Annotated in this window: 10 protein-coding genes; 6 read left to right on the top strand and 4 right to left on the bottom strand. The window is 71.8% G+C overall.

The features are described from left to right. Window positions 1–4 precede the first annotated feature (4 nt). From AB0J02_RS23865 to AB0J02_RS23840, 6 genes are all read left to right on the top strand, one after another. Window positions 5–1,579 (top strand): ABC transporter substrate-binding protein, encoded by a 1,575-nt coding sequence (locus AB0J02_RS23865; RefSeq protein WP_363195769.1) that lies wholly within the window; start codon window positions 5–7, stop codon window positions 1,577–1,579. Next, complete coding sequence (locus AB0J02_RS23860; protein ID WP_363195768.1) at window positions 1,576–2,529, top strand: ABC transporter permease; 954 nt, start codon at window positions 1,576–1,578, stop codon at window positions 2,527–2,529. The genes AB0J02_RS23865 and AB0J02_RS23860 overlap by 4 nt, the downstream gene beginning before the upstream one ends. Beyond that, a complete protein-coding gene (locus tag AB0J02_RS23855; RefSeq protein ID WP_363195767.1) occupies window positions 2,526–3,344 on the top strand; it encodes an ABC transporter permease subunit in 819 nt (272 codons plus the stop codon). Before AB0J02_RS23860 ends, AB0J02_RS23855 begins: the two co-directional genes overlap by 4 nt. Then, on the top strand, window positions 3,341–4,897 hold the full coding sequence (locus AB0J02_RS23850) for an ATP-binding cassette domain-containing protein (protein ID WP_363195766.1): 1,557 nt from the start codon (window positions 3,341–3,343) through the stop codon (window positions 4,895–4,897). The genes AB0J02_RS23855 and AB0J02_RS23850 overlap by 4 nt, the downstream gene beginning before the upstream one ends. A gap of 59 nt (window positions 4,898–4,956) precedes the next feature. Further along, a complete protein-coding gene (locus AB0J02_RS23845) occupies window positions 4,957–7,179 on the top strand; it encodes an NADP-dependent isocitrate dehydrogenase (RefSeq protein WP_363195765.1) in 2,223 nt (740 codons plus the stop codon). 108 nt (window positions 7,180–7,287) lie between these two features. Beyond that, a complete protein-coding gene (locus AB0J02_RS23840) occupies window positions 7,288–9,252 on the top strand; it encodes a M13-type metalloendopeptidase (protein WP_363195764.1) in 1,965 nt (654 codons plus the stop codon). 95 nt (window positions 9,253–9,347) lie between these two features. Here the strand turns inward: AB0J02_RS23840 and AB0J02_RS23835 are convergent, their stop codons facing one another. The 4 genes from AB0J02_RS23835 to AB0J02_RS23820 all read right to left on the bottom strand — a co-directional run bounded on the left by AB0J02_RS23835 (window position 9,348) and on the right by AB0J02_RS23820 (window position 14,719). Next, on the bottom strand, window positions 9,348–10,067 hold the full coding sequence (locus AB0J02_RS23835; protein ID WP_363195763.1) for a dienelactone hydrolase family protein: 720 nt from the start codon (window positions 10,065–10,067) through the stop codon (window positions 9,348–9,350). Window positions 10,068–10,198: 131 nt separating this feature from the next. Beyond that, the gene (locus AB0J02_RS23830; RefSeq protein WP_363195762.1) at window positions 10,199–11,698 is read right to left on the bottom strand and encodes an MFS transporter; all 1,500 of its coding nucleotides are present in this window, start codon (window positions 11,696–11,698) and stop codon (window positions 10,199–10,201) included. A 212-nt stretch (window positions 11,699–11,910) separates the two neighbouring features. Beyond that, on the bottom strand, window positions 11,911–13,227 hold the full coding sequence (locus AB0J02_RS23825) for a hypothetical protein (RefSeq protein WP_363195761.1): 1,317 nt from the start codon (window positions 13,225–13,227) through the stop codon (window positions 11,911–11,913). A gap of 301 nt (window positions 13,228–13,528) precedes the next feature. Beyond that, complete coding sequence (locus AB0J02_RS23820) at window positions 13,529–14,719, bottom strand: CaiB/BaiF CoA-transferase family protein (RefSeq protein WP_363195760.1); 1,191 nt, start codon at window positions 14,717–14,719, stop codon at window positions 13,529–13,531. Window positions 14,720–14,773: the final 54 nt, after the last annotated feature.

Here is a 14,773-nt window from a genome sequence, read left to right as displayed (position 1 = left end):
CGCCATGCATGACGCCATCCCCTTCTCCGGGCTGCGCCGACGCGGCTTTCTCGCCGCCGCGTCCGGGGCCGCCGCGCTCGCCCTGACCAGCTGCTCGGGCGGCACCACCACAACCGACGGCGCCGGGAAAGGCGGGGCCACGCCCCGGCGCGGCGGCCGGCTGCGCGCCGCGTTCGCCGGCGGCGGTGCCAGTGAGACGCTCGACCCGCACCTGGCGAACCTGTTCGCCGATGTCGCCCGGGCCAAGGCCCTCTACGACAAGCTCGCCGACTACGGCGCCGATCTGTCCGCGGTGCCCAGGCTCGCCGAGGAATGGAAGGCGAACAGAACACTCGACCGCTGGGACGTCACGCTGCGCGAAGCCACTTTCCACGACGGCAGTCCGGTCACCGCCCGGGACGTGCTCCACAGCTACCGGCGCATAGCCGACCCCGCCCAGGCGTTCCGCGCCAAGGCGTCGCTCGAACCCATCGACCTGGCCGCGAGCCGGGCGACGGGCGAGCGGACCCTCACGTTCGTACTGAAGCGGCCGACGGCCGAATTCCCCAACGTGATGGCGGCGTTCGGCGCGTACATCGTGCCCGAGGACGCGTCCGACTTCGACCGGAAGCCCATCGGCTCCGGCCCCTTCCGCCTCGTGTCCTTCGCGCCCGGCCGCAACGCCGTCTACCGCCGCAACGACGCCTACTGGGACGGCGCCCCGCACCTCGACGAGCTCGAAATCGTCGTCGCCAACGAGGAATCGGCGCGCATCAACGCCCTGCTCGGCGGCCAGATCGAGTACGCGCACGAACTCGCCCCCGCCACCGCGCGGGCCCACGAAGGCCAGGGGCAGGTCGAGATCGTGCGGCTGCGCGGCAGCGCCATGCAGGCGTTCGCGATGAAGACCGACCGGCCGCCGTTCGACGACAAACGGGTGCGCGAGGCGTTCTTCCTCATCGCCGACCGCAAGGAACTCGTCGACGGCGCGCTCTCCGGCGCGGGCCAGATCGGCAACGACCTGTTCGGCAAGGGCTACGAGTACTACGCGGACAGCCTGCCGCAGCGCGCGCAGGACCTCGACCGGGCCCGCTCGCTCCTCAAGGAGGCGGGCGCCGACAAGCTCCGCGTCACGCTCGACACCTCCGATGTCGCCGCCGGATTCACCGAGGCCGCCGGCATCTTCCGCGACCAGGCGGCCAAGGCCGGTGTCACCATCACCGTGAAGACCGGCAGCAAGGACTCGTACTGGAGCGACATCCTCGACTCGGGCACCCTGTGCTGCTACCGCTCCGGCGCCATGCCCATCGAGGCCCATCTCTCGCAACGCCTGCTCACCGACTCCACCACCAACGCCACCCACTGGCAGCACAAGGACTTCGACGCCCTCTACCAGCAGGCCCAGTCGACCCGCGACAAGGACGCACGGGCCGAGGTGTACCGGCGCATGCAGCGCCGTCTGTACACGGAAGGCGGCTTCCTCGTCTGGGGATTCGCCGACTGGATCATCGCAACAGCGCCCAAGGTCGGGGGAGTCGAACGCACGGCGCCGGCCAACACCCTGGACTGGGCGCGCTTCGACAAGGTGTGGCTCGCGTGAGCGGACCACGCTCCTGGCTCGCCCGCCGGCTGCTCCTCGGCGGCGCGCAGACCGTGGCCGTCGTGCTCCTGGTGTTCGTGCTGACCGAGGCGCTGCCGGGCGACGCGGCCGTGGCCCTCGCCGGGGACCAGCCCGACCCGCAGCGGATCGCCGCCATCCGCGACGCCATGGAACTCGACCGGCCCGCGCCCGAACGGCTCGCCGCCTGGGCATGGGGGCTGCCGCACGGCGACTTCGGCACCTCGCTCACCTCGGGCCGCCCGGTCGGCTCCTACCTCGCCGACGGATTCGGCCCCACTGTGCTGCTGGCCGCCTCGACGCTCGTCCTCCTGGTCCCGCTCGGCGTCGGACTCGGCGTGTTCGCCGCGCGGCACGCCGGACGGCTGGCCGACCGGTGCGTCAGCGCGATCACCCTCGGCGTGTACGCCGTACCGGAGTTCGCGCTCGGCGTGCTCCTGATCACCGTGTTCGCGCTGCGTCTCGGCTGGCTGCCACCGACCGCCGTCGGCTACGGCACGGACCTGCTCGGCCACCCGACGGCCCTGATCCTGCCCGTCCTCGTCCTGCTGTCCCGGCCCGTCTGTTCCCTGGCCCGGCTCGTGCGCGCCGGAATGATCGACGCGCTCGCCGCGCCGTACACGGCGCAGGCCCGCCGCTACGGAATCCCCGGCGCCCGCGTCCGCTACACCCACGCGCTGCCGGCGGCGTTCGCCCCGGCGGCGCAGCAACTCGCACGCACCGCCGACTGGTTGCTGTGCGGCGTCATCGTCGTGGAGGCCCTGTACGTGATCCCCGGACTCGGCACCGTCCTCATGAACGCGGTCGCCGAACGCGACGTGCCCGTGGTGCAGGGGCTCGCCGTCGTCTTCGGCGTCCTCACCGTGCTGCTCAACCTCGGCGCGGACCTGATCGCCCGCCGCCTCGCACCGCGGGCGGGGGTGGCGGCGTGAGGCGCTTCCTGCCCGGGACGGCCGTCGTGGCCGTCCCCCTGGCGCTGGCCCTGCTGGGGCCGCTGTTCGCGGGAGAGCCGGGGCCCCGGGGCGTGTCGTTCACCTCCGGCGACGGGCATGTGCTCGGCACCGACTTCGTGGGCCGCGACGTGGTGGCGCAGGTGGTGCACGGGGGCCGGACCGTCGTGGTCGTCGCCCTCCTCGCGACGGCCCTCGCCTACCTGGTGGCGCTGCCGCTCGGCCTCGTCGCGGCGCTGACGGACCGCCGCCGCCTGGAGGACCTCCTGATGCGGCCCCTGGACGTCCTGCTCGCGGTGCCGTCCCTGCTCCTGATCCTGCTCGTCGCCGCCGTGTTCCCGCCCGGCGCGGGCGGCCTCGCCCTGCTCATCGCCCTGGTCAACATCCCGGACGCGGCCCGTATCGTCCGCGCCGCCGCGGCACAGACAGCGGCGGGCCCGTCCGTGGAGGCGCTGCGCATGCAGGGGGAGACGTGGTGGCGCACGGCCGTCGGCCACGTCGGCCGTGCGAGCCTGCGCACCCTCGCCGCCGACGCGGGCCTCCGTCTCACCGGGGCCCTGTACCTGGTGGCGACGGCCGCGTTCCTGGGCGTGGGCGTCACCCCGGACGCGGCGGACTGGGCGGTCATGGTCGACCGCAACCGCCCGGGTCTCTCCGTCCAGCCCTGGGCGGTCGTCGTGCCGGCCGTGCTGATCGTGGCCCTGACGGTCGGGACCAACCTGCTGTTCGACGCGGCGCTGGAGGGCGAACGACCCGGCCGCCGTCCATCGAAACCATCGAAAGGAACGCGCCGGTGACCCAGGACATCGCCCCGGCCACCACGCTCCCCGCCGACCACGTCGCCGAGATCCGAGGACTGCGCGTCGAGGTCGGCGGCAGCGCGCTCGTCGACGGCATCGACCTGTCCGTACGCCCCGGTGAGATCGTCGCGCTCGTCGGCACCTCCGGCAGCGGCAAGACCACCACGGGGCTCGCGCTGCTCGGCGAGTTCCCGGCGGGGGCCACGGTCTCCGGGGAAGTACGGGTCGCCGGGGACGGACCGGTCGGCTATGTGCCGCAGCATCCGGCGGCCGTCCTCAACCCGACGCGGCGCACCGACGCCCTGCTGCGCGACATCGCCCGCACCCAGGTGCGGGCCCTGCCGTGGCGGGCACGGCGGGCCGAGATACGCCGACGGGTCCTGCGCGCCGCCGAGTCCGCACAACTCGCCGACGCCGAAGCCCTGTTGAGGCGCTACCCGCATCAGCTCTCCGGCGGGCAGCAACAGCGGGTCGTCCTCGCCCAGGCGCTGCTGCTCGGCGCCCGCGTCGTCGTCGCGGACGAGCCCACCACAGGGCTCGACCCGGTGACCAAGGGCCGCGTCGTCGAGCGCCTCGCCGCCGTCGCGGCACAGGGCGTGGCCGTCGTCCTGCTCAGCCACGACCTCGACGTCGTACGCGCCCTCGCCGACCAGATGCTGGTGCTGCGGAACGGCCGCGTCGTCGAGTCCGGGCCGCCCGAACGCCTGTGGACCGATCCCCGCCACCCCTGGACCCGCGAACTCCTCGCTCCACCAACGGAGTTCGGGCAACGGACCGCCCCGAGCGGGACACCCGTGCTGCGCGTGCGCGACCTCGTCGCCCGGTACCGCGACGGCTCCCGCGCGGCCGTCGACGTCCTGCGGCTGCCCGCGCTCGACGTGCGCGCCGGCGAATGCCTCGCCGTGCTCGGCCGCTCCGGCAGCGGCAAGACCACCCTCGCCCGCTGTCTCGCCGGACTCCACCGCGACCACAGCGGACAGCTGCTCCTCGACGGCGCCGCCCTGCCGCGCAGCGTGCGCGGGCGCGACACGGCACAGCTCGCCGCCGTCCAATACGTGTTCCAGGACGCCCGCGCCTCCTTCGACATGGTCCGCGGCGTCCTCGACCAGGTGGCCCGCACCGCTGTGACGCTGCGCGACGCCACCCCCGCCGCGGCCCGCGAGGAGGCCCTGGACACGCTCGAAGGGCTCGGGCTCGCCGCCGGCCTCGTGCGGCGCGGGCCCGGGCAGCTCTCCGGCGGTGAACTCCAGCGCGCCGCTCTCGCCCGCGCCCTGCTGGCCCGGCCGCGCGTCCTGATCTGCGACGAGGTCACCTCCGGTCTCGACACCGTCACCCGCCGCGACCTCCTCGGCGTCCTCGCGAAGCTGCTGGAGGAGCGGGACGACCTGTCGCTCGTCCTGATCACGCACGACCTCGACACCGCCGCTCTCGCCGACCGCGTAGCCGTACTGGAGAAGGGCACGCTCGTACAGCAGGGACCGGCCCGGGACGTGCTGCACGATCTCGGGGCAGGGCCCTTTCGAAGAGGGGCCGGGCACGAGATATCTTGATGTCGAGCAATATGAGCAAGACTGCAGACGACGATGGAAGACGTGGAGCGGAGCCCCCGGTGACTGACTCGACCATTATTTACACGCACACTGACGAGGCCCCGGCCCTCGCGACGTACTCCTTCCTTCCGGTCATCGAGGCCTACGCGTCCACCGCAGGTGTGCGCGTCGAGACCCGTGACATCTCCCTGGCCGGCCGCATCCTCGCCGTGTTCCCGGAGTACCTGGAAGAGGGCCAGCGCATCCCCGACGCCCTCGCGGAGCTCGGTGAGCTGGCGAAGACGCCGCAGGCCAACATCATCAAGCTGCCGAACATCTCGGCGTCCATCCCGCAGCTGAAGGCGGCCATCGCCGAGCTGCGGGAGCAGGGCTACGCGCTGCCCGCCTACCCGGACGAGCCGAAGACCGACGAGGAGCGCGAGGTCGGCGCCCGCTACGACAAGGTCAAGGGTTCCGCCGTGAACCCGGTCCTGCGCGAGGGCAACTCCGACCGCCGCGCCCCCGCCTCGGTCAAGAACTACGCCAAGGCCCACCCGCACCGCATGGGCGCCTGGACCGGCGACTCGAAGACGAACGTCGCCACCATGGGAGTCAACGACTTCCGCTCGACCGAGAAGTCAGCCGTCATCGCCGCCGACGACGCCCTGCGCATCGAGCTCGTCGCCGACAACGGCACCACCACGGTGCTGCGCGAGTCCGTACCGGTCCTCGCCGACGAGGTCGTCGACGCCTCCGTGCTGCGGGTCGCCGCGCTGCGCGAGTTCCTGACCGCGCAGGTCGCCCGCGCCAAGGAGGAGGGCGTCCTCTTCTCCGCGCACCTGAAGGCCACCATGATGAAGGTCTCCGACCCGATCATCTTCGGCCACGTCGTGCGCGCGTTCTTCCCCGAGACCTTCGCCCGCTTCGGCGCCGACCTCGCCGCCGCCGGTCTCACCCCGAACGACGGCCTGGGCGGCATCTACAAGGGCCTGGAGTCGCTGGCCAACGGCGCCGACATCAAGGCGTCCTTCGAGGCCGAGCTGGCCGCGGGCCCGGAGCTTGCCATGGTCGACTCCGACCGCGGCATCACCAACCTGCACGTGCCGTCCGACGTCATCATCGACGCCTCCATGCCGGCCATGATCCGCACCTCCGGCCACATGTGGGACAAGAACGGCGGCGAGGCCGACACCCTCGCGGTGATCCCGGACTCCTCCTACGCCGGCGTCTACCAGGTCGTCATCGACGACTGCCGCGCCAACGGCGCCTACGACCCGTCGACCATGGGCTCCGTCCCGAACGTCGGCCTCATGGCGCAGAAGGCCGAGGAGTACGGCTCCCACGACAAGACCTTCGAGATCCCCACCACCGGCACCGTCCGCCTGGTGAACAAGGCCGGTGACGTCGTCCTGGAGCAGGCGGTCTCGGAGGGCGACATCTTCCGCGCCTGCCAGACCAAGGACGCCCCGATCAAGGACTGGGTCAAGCTCGCCGTCACGCGCGCCCGCGCCACCGGCGACCCGGCCGTGTTCTGGCTGGACGAGGGCCGCGCCCACGACGCCCAGCTGATCAAGAAGGTCGAGCAGTACCTGACGGAGTTCGACACCGAGGGCCTGGACATCCGCGTCCTGTCCCCGGAGGACGCCACCAAGCTGTCCGTCGAGCGCATCCGCCAGGGCCTGGACACCATCTCGGTCACCGGCAACGTGCTGCGCGACTACCTGACCGACCTCTTCCCCATCCTGGAGCTGGGCACCAGCGCCAAGATGCTGTCGGTCGTCCCGCTGATGAACGGCGGCGGCCTCTTCGAGACGGGCGCCGGCGGCTCCGCCCCGAAGCACGTCCAGCAGCTGGTCAAGGAGAACTACCTGCGCTGGGACTCCCTCGGTGAGTTCCTCGCCCTGGCCGTCTCCTTCGAGCACCTCGCCACCACCACGGGCAACGCGCACGCGAAGGTCCTCGGTGAGACCCTCGACCGCGCCACCGGCACCTTCCTCAACGAGGACAAGTCGCCGACCCGCCGCGTCGGCGGCATCGACAACCGCGGCAGCCACTTCTTCCTCGCCCTGTACTGGGCCCAGGAGCTGGCCAAGCAGACCGACGACGCGGAGCTGGCCAAGGCCTTCGCCGCGTTCGCCGAGACGCTGGCCGCGAACGAGCAGAAGATCGTCGACGAGCTGCTCGCCGTCCAGGGCAGCCCGGCCGACATCGGCGGCTACTTCCAGCCCGACCCGGCGAAGGCCGCCGCCGTCATGCGCCCGTCGCGGACGCTGAACGAGGCCCTCGCCACGCTCACCCGATGAACCACTGATCCGCTGGATCCACAGCATCGCCCCGGCCGGCTCCACGCCGTCCGGGGCGGTGTCGTATCCGGGACGCTTTTCGCACTCTGACCTGGGTAGGCTGCGTCGATGAGCACTCTGGATGACGCGCGCCCGGGCATGGACCCGGCGATCCGCCCGCAGGACGACCTCTTCGGCCATGTGAACGGCCAGTGGCTGGCGACCGAGCCCATTCCCGACGACCGCTCCAGCTGGGGCCCCTTCGTGCAGCTCGTCGACGTCGCCGAGCAGCAGGTCAAGGAGATCATTCAGGAGATCGCGGCCGGCGGCCCCACGGGCCTCGACCCGGCCGAGGCCCGCAAGATCGCCGACCTCTACGCGTCGTTCATGGACGAGGACGCCGTGGAGGCGCGGGGCCTGGACCCGGTGCGCCCGCTGATCGAGGAAGTGGCCGCGCTCGCCGACGTACGCCAGCTCTCCGCGTTCCTCGGCCGCTTCGAGCGCACCGGCGGCTCCGGACTCTTCGGCTCGTACATCGACTCCGACGACCGCGATTCCGACCGTTACCTCTACAACATCCTCCAGGGTGGTCTCGGCCTGCCCGACGAGTCGTACTACCGCGACGACAAGTTCGCCGAGACCCGCGAGAAGTACGAGGCGTACCTCACCGAGCTGCTCACGCTCGCCGAGCACGGCGACCCGGCAGCCGCGGCGCGCACCGTCCTCGCCCTGGAGACCCGGCTCGCCGAGGGGCACTGGGAGCGGGCCGCGACGCGGGACGTGCAGAAGACGTACAACCTCACGACGTTCGACGAACTCACCGCGCTGGCACCGGAGTTCGACTGGCGCGGTTACGTCACCGGGCTCGGCGGCGGCGACGAGACGCTCGCGCAGTCCTGCGTCCGCCAGCCGTCCTACCTGGCGCACCTGTCCACGGTCCTGGCCGAGACGCCCGTCGAGCAGTGGCGCGACTGGCTGCTGGTGCGCGTGGTGCGCGGCAGCGCCCCCTACCTGTCGTCGGCGTTCGTGCGCAACAACTTCGAGTTCTACGGCCGCACGCTCAACGGCACCCCCGAACTGCGGGCCCGCTGGAAGCGCGCCGTCGCGTTCGTCGAGGGCGCCATGGGCGAGGCCGTCGGCAAGGAGTACGTGGCCCGGCACTTCCCGCCCACGTCCAAGGCGCTCATGGACGAGCTGGTCGCGAACCTCCTGGAGGCCTACCGGCAGTCCATCGGCGCCCTCGACTGGATGACGGACGAGACGAAGCAGCGGGCATACGAGAAGCTCGCCACGTTCCGCCCGAAGATCGGCTACCCGGACCGGTTCCGCGACTACTCGGCGCTGACCGTGGTCGCCGACGACCTGCTGGCCAACGCGCTCGCCGCCGACGCCTTCGAGCACGACCGGCAGATGGCCAAGATCGGCGCGCCGGTCGACCGCGACGAGTGGTTCATGCTGCCGCAGACCGTGAACGCCTACTACAACCCCGGCACGAACGAGATCTGCTTCCCGGCCGGCATCCTGCAGAAGCCGTTCTTCTCCCCTGAGGCGGACGCCGCCGAGAACTACGGCGGGATCGGCGCCGTCATCGGCCACGAGATCGGGCACGGCTTCGACGACCAGGGCGCCCAGTACGACGGCCAGGGCAACCTCAACGACTGGTGGACCGCCGACGACAAGACCGCCTTCGAAGGCAAGTCGAAGGCGCTCATCAAGCAGTACGACGGCTTCTCGCCGCGCAACCTGCCCGGCGAGTCCGTCAACGGCGCGCTCACGGTCGGCGAGAACATCGGCGACCTCGGCGGCCTGACCATCGGCCACACCGCGTACCTGATCGCGCTCGCGGGCGAGCCCGTGCCCGTCACCGAGGACGGCATCAGCGGGTCGCAGCGGCTGTTCCTCAACTGGGCGTACTGCTGGCGCACCAAGCGGCGCAAGGAGCAGGAGCAGCAGTACCTGACGATCGACCCGCACTCGCCGCCGGAGTTCCGGGCGAACATCGTGCGGAACCTTGATGAGTTCCACGAGGCGTTCGCCACGGAGGCGGGGGACGGGTTGTGGCTCGAGCCCGCGGATCGCGTGCGGATCTGGTGAGTTGATGTGCCGCGGGGCCGGACAGTTCTTGCCGTCCGGCCCCGCCGTTTCGGGGCTCCGCCCCGGACCCCGCTGCCTCTCGTGGAAGAGCGGGTCTAGTTCCGGCTTGACCTCAAGAACCCCAGCGTCGCCGCCCATGCCTTCGCCGACGACTCCGGGTCGTACACCTCCGGGCGGCCGTCGTTGAAGAAGGCGTGGTCCGCCGGGTAGACGCGGAAGTCCGCGTCGATGCCCGACTGCTCCTTGATGGCCTTGCGCAGCCCGTCGAGGGTCGCCACCGGGATCGCCTCGTCCCGCTCCCCGTAATGGCCGAGGATCTCCGCCTTCAGGTGCGAGAAGTCGGGGAGTTCGCCCTGGATGACGCCGTAGAACGGGACGGCCGCGCTCACCCGCGGGTCCTTGGCCGCCAGGTACAGGACGAAGCCGCCGCCCATGCAGAAGCCGACCGCGCCGACGGTGTCCGAGGTGACCTCGGACAGCGACAGGAGATGGTCGACCGCGCCGGACAGCAGCTCGACGCCGCGCTCCACCGGCAGGTCCTGCATCATGCGGAACGCTTCGCCGGATTCGTGCGCCACGTTCCCGCCGTACAGGTCGGGCGCGAGCGCCACGAAGCCCTCGGCGGCGAGGCGGTCGGTCACGTCGGCGATGTGGTCGGTCAGCCCCCACCACTCCTGGATGACGATGACGCCGGGACCGCTGCCCCCGGGCGGCAGCGCCAGATAGCCGTGTGCGGGCGTGCCGTTGCTGTCGAACGTCACGTTCTGATGGGCCGGACGGCCGGTGGAGCGGGGGGTGTCGGGGGTGTCCGCCACGAAGTGCCTCCTGAGCTGACTGGGCTGAGCTCGATGATCGGGTCCCACGATGCCACTGCCCGCGTCCGGACGTGCGCGGGGGCCGCCGTCTCCCTGCGGACGGCGGCCCCTGTGGCGGGATACGGCGGTGGTCACATGTGGACGACCGGTGCCGCACCCGGATCCTGCCGCACGGCCCCGCGCCGGTACAGCAGGAAGGCGATGACCGCGCCGGCGGCGAAGAAGCCCGCCGACCACCAGAACGCGGTCGTGTAGCTCTCGATCGTGGCCTGTGCCTGGTTCAGCTTGTCCGCGGGGTTGCGGCCCGCGAGGTAACTGGTGGCGGCGCTCGCCGCGAGCGTGTTCAGCAGGGCGGTGCCGATCGAACCGCCCACCTGCTGCATGGTGTTGACCGTCGCGGAGGCCACCCCCGCGTCCTCGGCGGCGATGCCGCTGGTGGCCAGTGCCATGGCGGGCGGCATCACGGCGCCCAGGCCCGCGCCGATCAGCAGCAGCTGCGGCAGCACGTGCGTGGCGAAGCCGGAGTCCAGGCCGATCCCGGTCAGCCAGGCCATACCGACCGCGGCGACGGCGAACCCGGCGGGAATGACGATCTTCGGGCCGATCCGCGGCACCAGAACCGTGGTGGAGATCTGCGCCATGACCATCAGAGCGGCCATCATCGGCAGGAACGCGACGCCGGTCCTGGTGGGGCTGAAGCCGAGGTTCAGCTGCAGGTAGTACGTGAGGAACAGGAACACGCCGAACATGCCCGCGCCGGTGATCAGGACGGTGACGAACGAGGCGGCCCGGTCCCGGTCGAGCAGGACGCGCATCGGCAGCAGCGGGTGCTTGGCCCGCGTCTGCCACCAGGTGAAGGCGGACAGCAGCACCGCGCCCGCGGCCAGGAAGCCCCAGGTCTGCGGGGAGCTCCAGTCGTGCGTCTCCGCGTTCGAGAACCCGTAGACGAGGGAGAAGAGCCCGGCGGAGACGAGCACCGTGCCGGGCAGGTCCAGCTTGGCGCCCGCGGCGTCGCGGTGGCTGCTCAGCAGGATCCAGCCGCCCACGAAGGCGGCGACGGCGAAGACGAGGTTCACGTACAGCGTCCAGCGCCAGTCGAGCGCGTCGGTCAGGAGGCCGCCGAGCAGCAGCCCGACCGCGCCGCCTGCCCCGGCGATCGCGCCGTAGACGCTGAACGCCTTGGCGCGCTCCTTGGCGTCGGTGAACGTGGTGTTGAGCAGGGACAGCGCGGCCGGGGCGAGCAGCGCGCCGAAGACGCCCTGCAGCGCGCGGGCCGTCACCAGCATCCCGAAGCTGGTGGACGCGCCGCCCAGTACGGAGGCGCCGGCGAAGCCCGCGACGCCGATGAGGAAGGCGGGCTTGCGGCCGAAGAGGTCGGCGATGCGGCCGCCGAGCAGCAGCAGGGAGGCGAAGGCCAGCGCGTACGCGGTGACGATCCACTGCCGGTTGCCGTCGGTGAAGCCGAGGTCCTGCTGGGCGGAGGGCAGCGCGATGTTCACGATCGTCGCGTCGAGCACGACCATCAGCTGCGCGATGCCGATGATGCCGAGGATCCACCAGCGCCTGGCCGAGACCTTCGGGTCGGGCGGAGCCGACGTGCCGGTGGCGTCGGCCAGTGTCGTCTGGGACATGTGGGGCCACTCCAGGAAAGCGAACTTTAAGAGAACGAAACGGTTTCGTTCTCGGCTTGATGAGCGTACGACTCTCGAAGCGAAACGGCAACGTTTCGCTTGGGAAGTGGGGAGTGATGAGCGCAACACGCATGGAAAGCGCCGGGAAAACACCGGTGCCCGGCGCTCCCACGAGGGGAGGCCGGGCGCCGGGAGGCCGGAACGGTGAAGCGTCAGTCCTTCTGCTGCACCGTCTGCAGGGCCGTGATGCAGACCGAGATCGCCTTCTGGAGCTCTTCGAGACGACGCACCATGTCGTCCTCGTAGATGTCGTCGATCTCCTGGACGTCGTCGAACGTCAGCTCCTCGAAGGCCTTCGTGGCCTTCTGCAGGCTGCTGTAGAACTTCGCGCGCCGTTCCTGCACCCGCAGCTCGGGGTCCGACTCGACGGCTTCCGCGACGAGCGTGCGCACGCTGTCGTAGGCCTCGCGGGCCCACTCGCCCGCCTCCTCGTCCTCGTCGAGCTCGTCGATCAGGGACAGGTGGCGCTCGGCCTCCTCGCGCAGCTGCCGCGGGGCCTCGATCTTCTGCCCGGCGGGCGTCTTGACCTGGCCCTCCTCGACGATCTTGCGCACGTACTCCAGGCGGTCGCCGGTCTTGGACTCCTCGGCGACGGCCTTCTTCATGTCGTCGGTGCGCACGATGTCGCGGGCCAGGCCCGAGCGGAGCACCGGGTCCTCGCCGAGGCGGTCCATCAGCGCCTTGCGCGCGGCCTCCGCGGTGCCCGGGTCGGCGAGGATCGCGGCCCGCAGCGCCGTCGGGTTCTCCGCGACCTCCAGGGCCTTGGTCGGACGGATGCCCTCCGCCTCGGCGGCCTCACTGATCGCCTGGCCGCGGACCGAGGCGGCGCCGGACCGGGAGACGTAGTACGACAGCCAGACATCGGCGTCCGGAAGCTCGACGTCGGCGCCCGGGGCGAGAGCCTCGAACTGCGGGACCACGCCGTCGTCCGCCGCCCTGTCCCACGCCTTGTAGAAGCGCATGACGCGGTCGGCCGAGCAGCCCGCCAGCTCGGCGAACTTCCGCGCCGAGACCTTGGGCGTCTCACCGGCCGGCTGGCCGCCGGGACGCACACTGCGGGCCACCTTCAGGGCGAAGGTCCAGCCGCCGGTGCGGGCGTAGACGCCGAACTCCTGGGCGTCGCGGGCGATGGACTCCGGTACCTCGCCGGAGACGTCGTCGTCCTCGTCCTCGGCCTGGGCCCCGACCTCGGTGCCGGCGGCCGGGGGCTGCCAGAAGTTCTCGGGCGCGGACGTGGCGGCGGCGCTGTCGGTCGTGCCGGTGGTGACGGAGGTGTCAGGTGTTTCGGATGTGCCGGTCGAAGGGGTCCACGTGTCGGCGGTGTCCCCCGGCTCGGCCCTCTCCTCGTCCGCGTCGGACTGGCGCGCCTCCGGCACGTCCGCCGCGGGGGTGGGCTCCGCGACGGTCGTGTCCCCGGCGTCCTCGCCGGACGGGACGGCTGCCTCGGACGAGTCGATGGCTACGGTCACGTAGGTGCTCCTGGGTGATCGGGCGCGTGCAGGTTGACGCGACACTTTACCGCTCCGACCGGGATGATTTACGCGTGTCACACCGCGCCCGGCGTGGCCCCGTCACCGGGCCCGCCGGTCGCAGCTCCCCCTCCTGCGCCCGGCGGGCCCGGGCCTCCACCGTGCGCCCCTGCGGGAGAACGAGGGCACGGGAGGCTCTGTGCGGCAGCATCTCAGTGAGAGCCTTCGGCGGGAGCGGGCCGAGTGACCCTTGTGGTGGGCCGAACGGCCCGCGTTCGCGTGCCCATCGAGTGCCCCTGCGTCACAGCGCCCCCTGCTCCCGTAGTTCACCGATCGCCGCCGCGTCGTAGCCGAACTCCTTCAGGACCGCCTCCGTGTGTTCGCCCACCGCCGGGACCGGGTCCATCCGGGGCTCCACGCCGTGCAGCCCCACCGGGGGCAGCAGCGCGCGGACGGGGCCGCCCGGGGTGGCGACGTCCCGCCAGCGGTCGCGGCCGGCCAGGACCGGGTGGTCCAGGAAGTCGGCGACGGTGTTGAGCCGGGCGTTCGCGACCTTGGCGCGTTCCAGGAGGGCGACGGCCTCCTGTGCGCCGAGTTCGGCGAAGCGGGCGGTGACGATCGCGTCGAGTTCGGCGCGGTGCGCGACCCGGGCCGAGTTGCGGTGGAAGCGCGGATCATCGGCCAGAGAGGCGTCGTCCAGGAACTCCGCGCAGAAGGAAGCCCACTCCCGTTCGTTCTGGATGGCCAGCAGGACCGTCTTGCCGTCCGCCGCGTCATAGGGGCCGTAGGGGGCGATCGTCGGGTGCGCTGCGCCGACCCGTTCCGGCTGCCGGCCCGAGTGCGCCGTGTAGTACGCGGGGTAGCCCATCCACTCCGCGAGCGCCTCGAACAGCGACACCTCCACCGCGCGTGCGGTGCCCGTGGCCCGCCGCTCGTACAGGGCGGTGAGGATGCCCGAGAACGCGTACATCCCGGCCGCGATGTCGGCGATCGCGATGCCGACCTTGGCCGGGGCGCCGGGGGCGCCCGTCACCGACAGGACGCCCGTCTCGCACTGCACCAGCAGGTCGTACGCCTTGCGGTGCGCCCACGGCCCGTCGGCTCCGTAGCCGGAGATGTCGCAGACGATCAACGCCGGGTGGCGCTGTGCCAACTCGCGCGCGGAGAGGCCGAGTCGGGCCGCCGCGCCGGGTGCGAGATTCTGCACGAAGACATCCGCTCCCGCCAGCAGCCGCTCCAGGACCGCACGGCCGCCGTCGGTCTTGACGTCGAGCGTCACCGAGTCCTTCGAGCGGTTCAGCCACACGAAGTGACTGGACTGGCCGTGCACCGTTTCGTCGTAGCCGCGCGCGAAGTCCCCCGCGCCGGGCCGCTCCACCTTGATCACGCGCGCGCCGAGGTCGGCGAGCTGGCGCGTGGCGAACGGCGCGGCCACCGCCTGTTCCAGGCTGACGACGGTGACGCCCTCAAGGGGCAGGCGGGCGGCGCTCATTCGGGGTCCTCCGTGCTCGGGCGGTGTCGTCGTGCTGCACGCTATGCGACGCCC

This window comes from Streptomyces sp. NPDC050264, assembly GCF_040655895.1.
Lineage (GTDB): Bacteria > Actinomycetota > Actinomycetes > Streptomycetales > Streptomycetaceae > Streptomyces.
The sequence above is the reverse complement of the archived record's forward strand: the minus strand, read 5'-3'. Positions and strand labels throughout refer to the sequence as shown.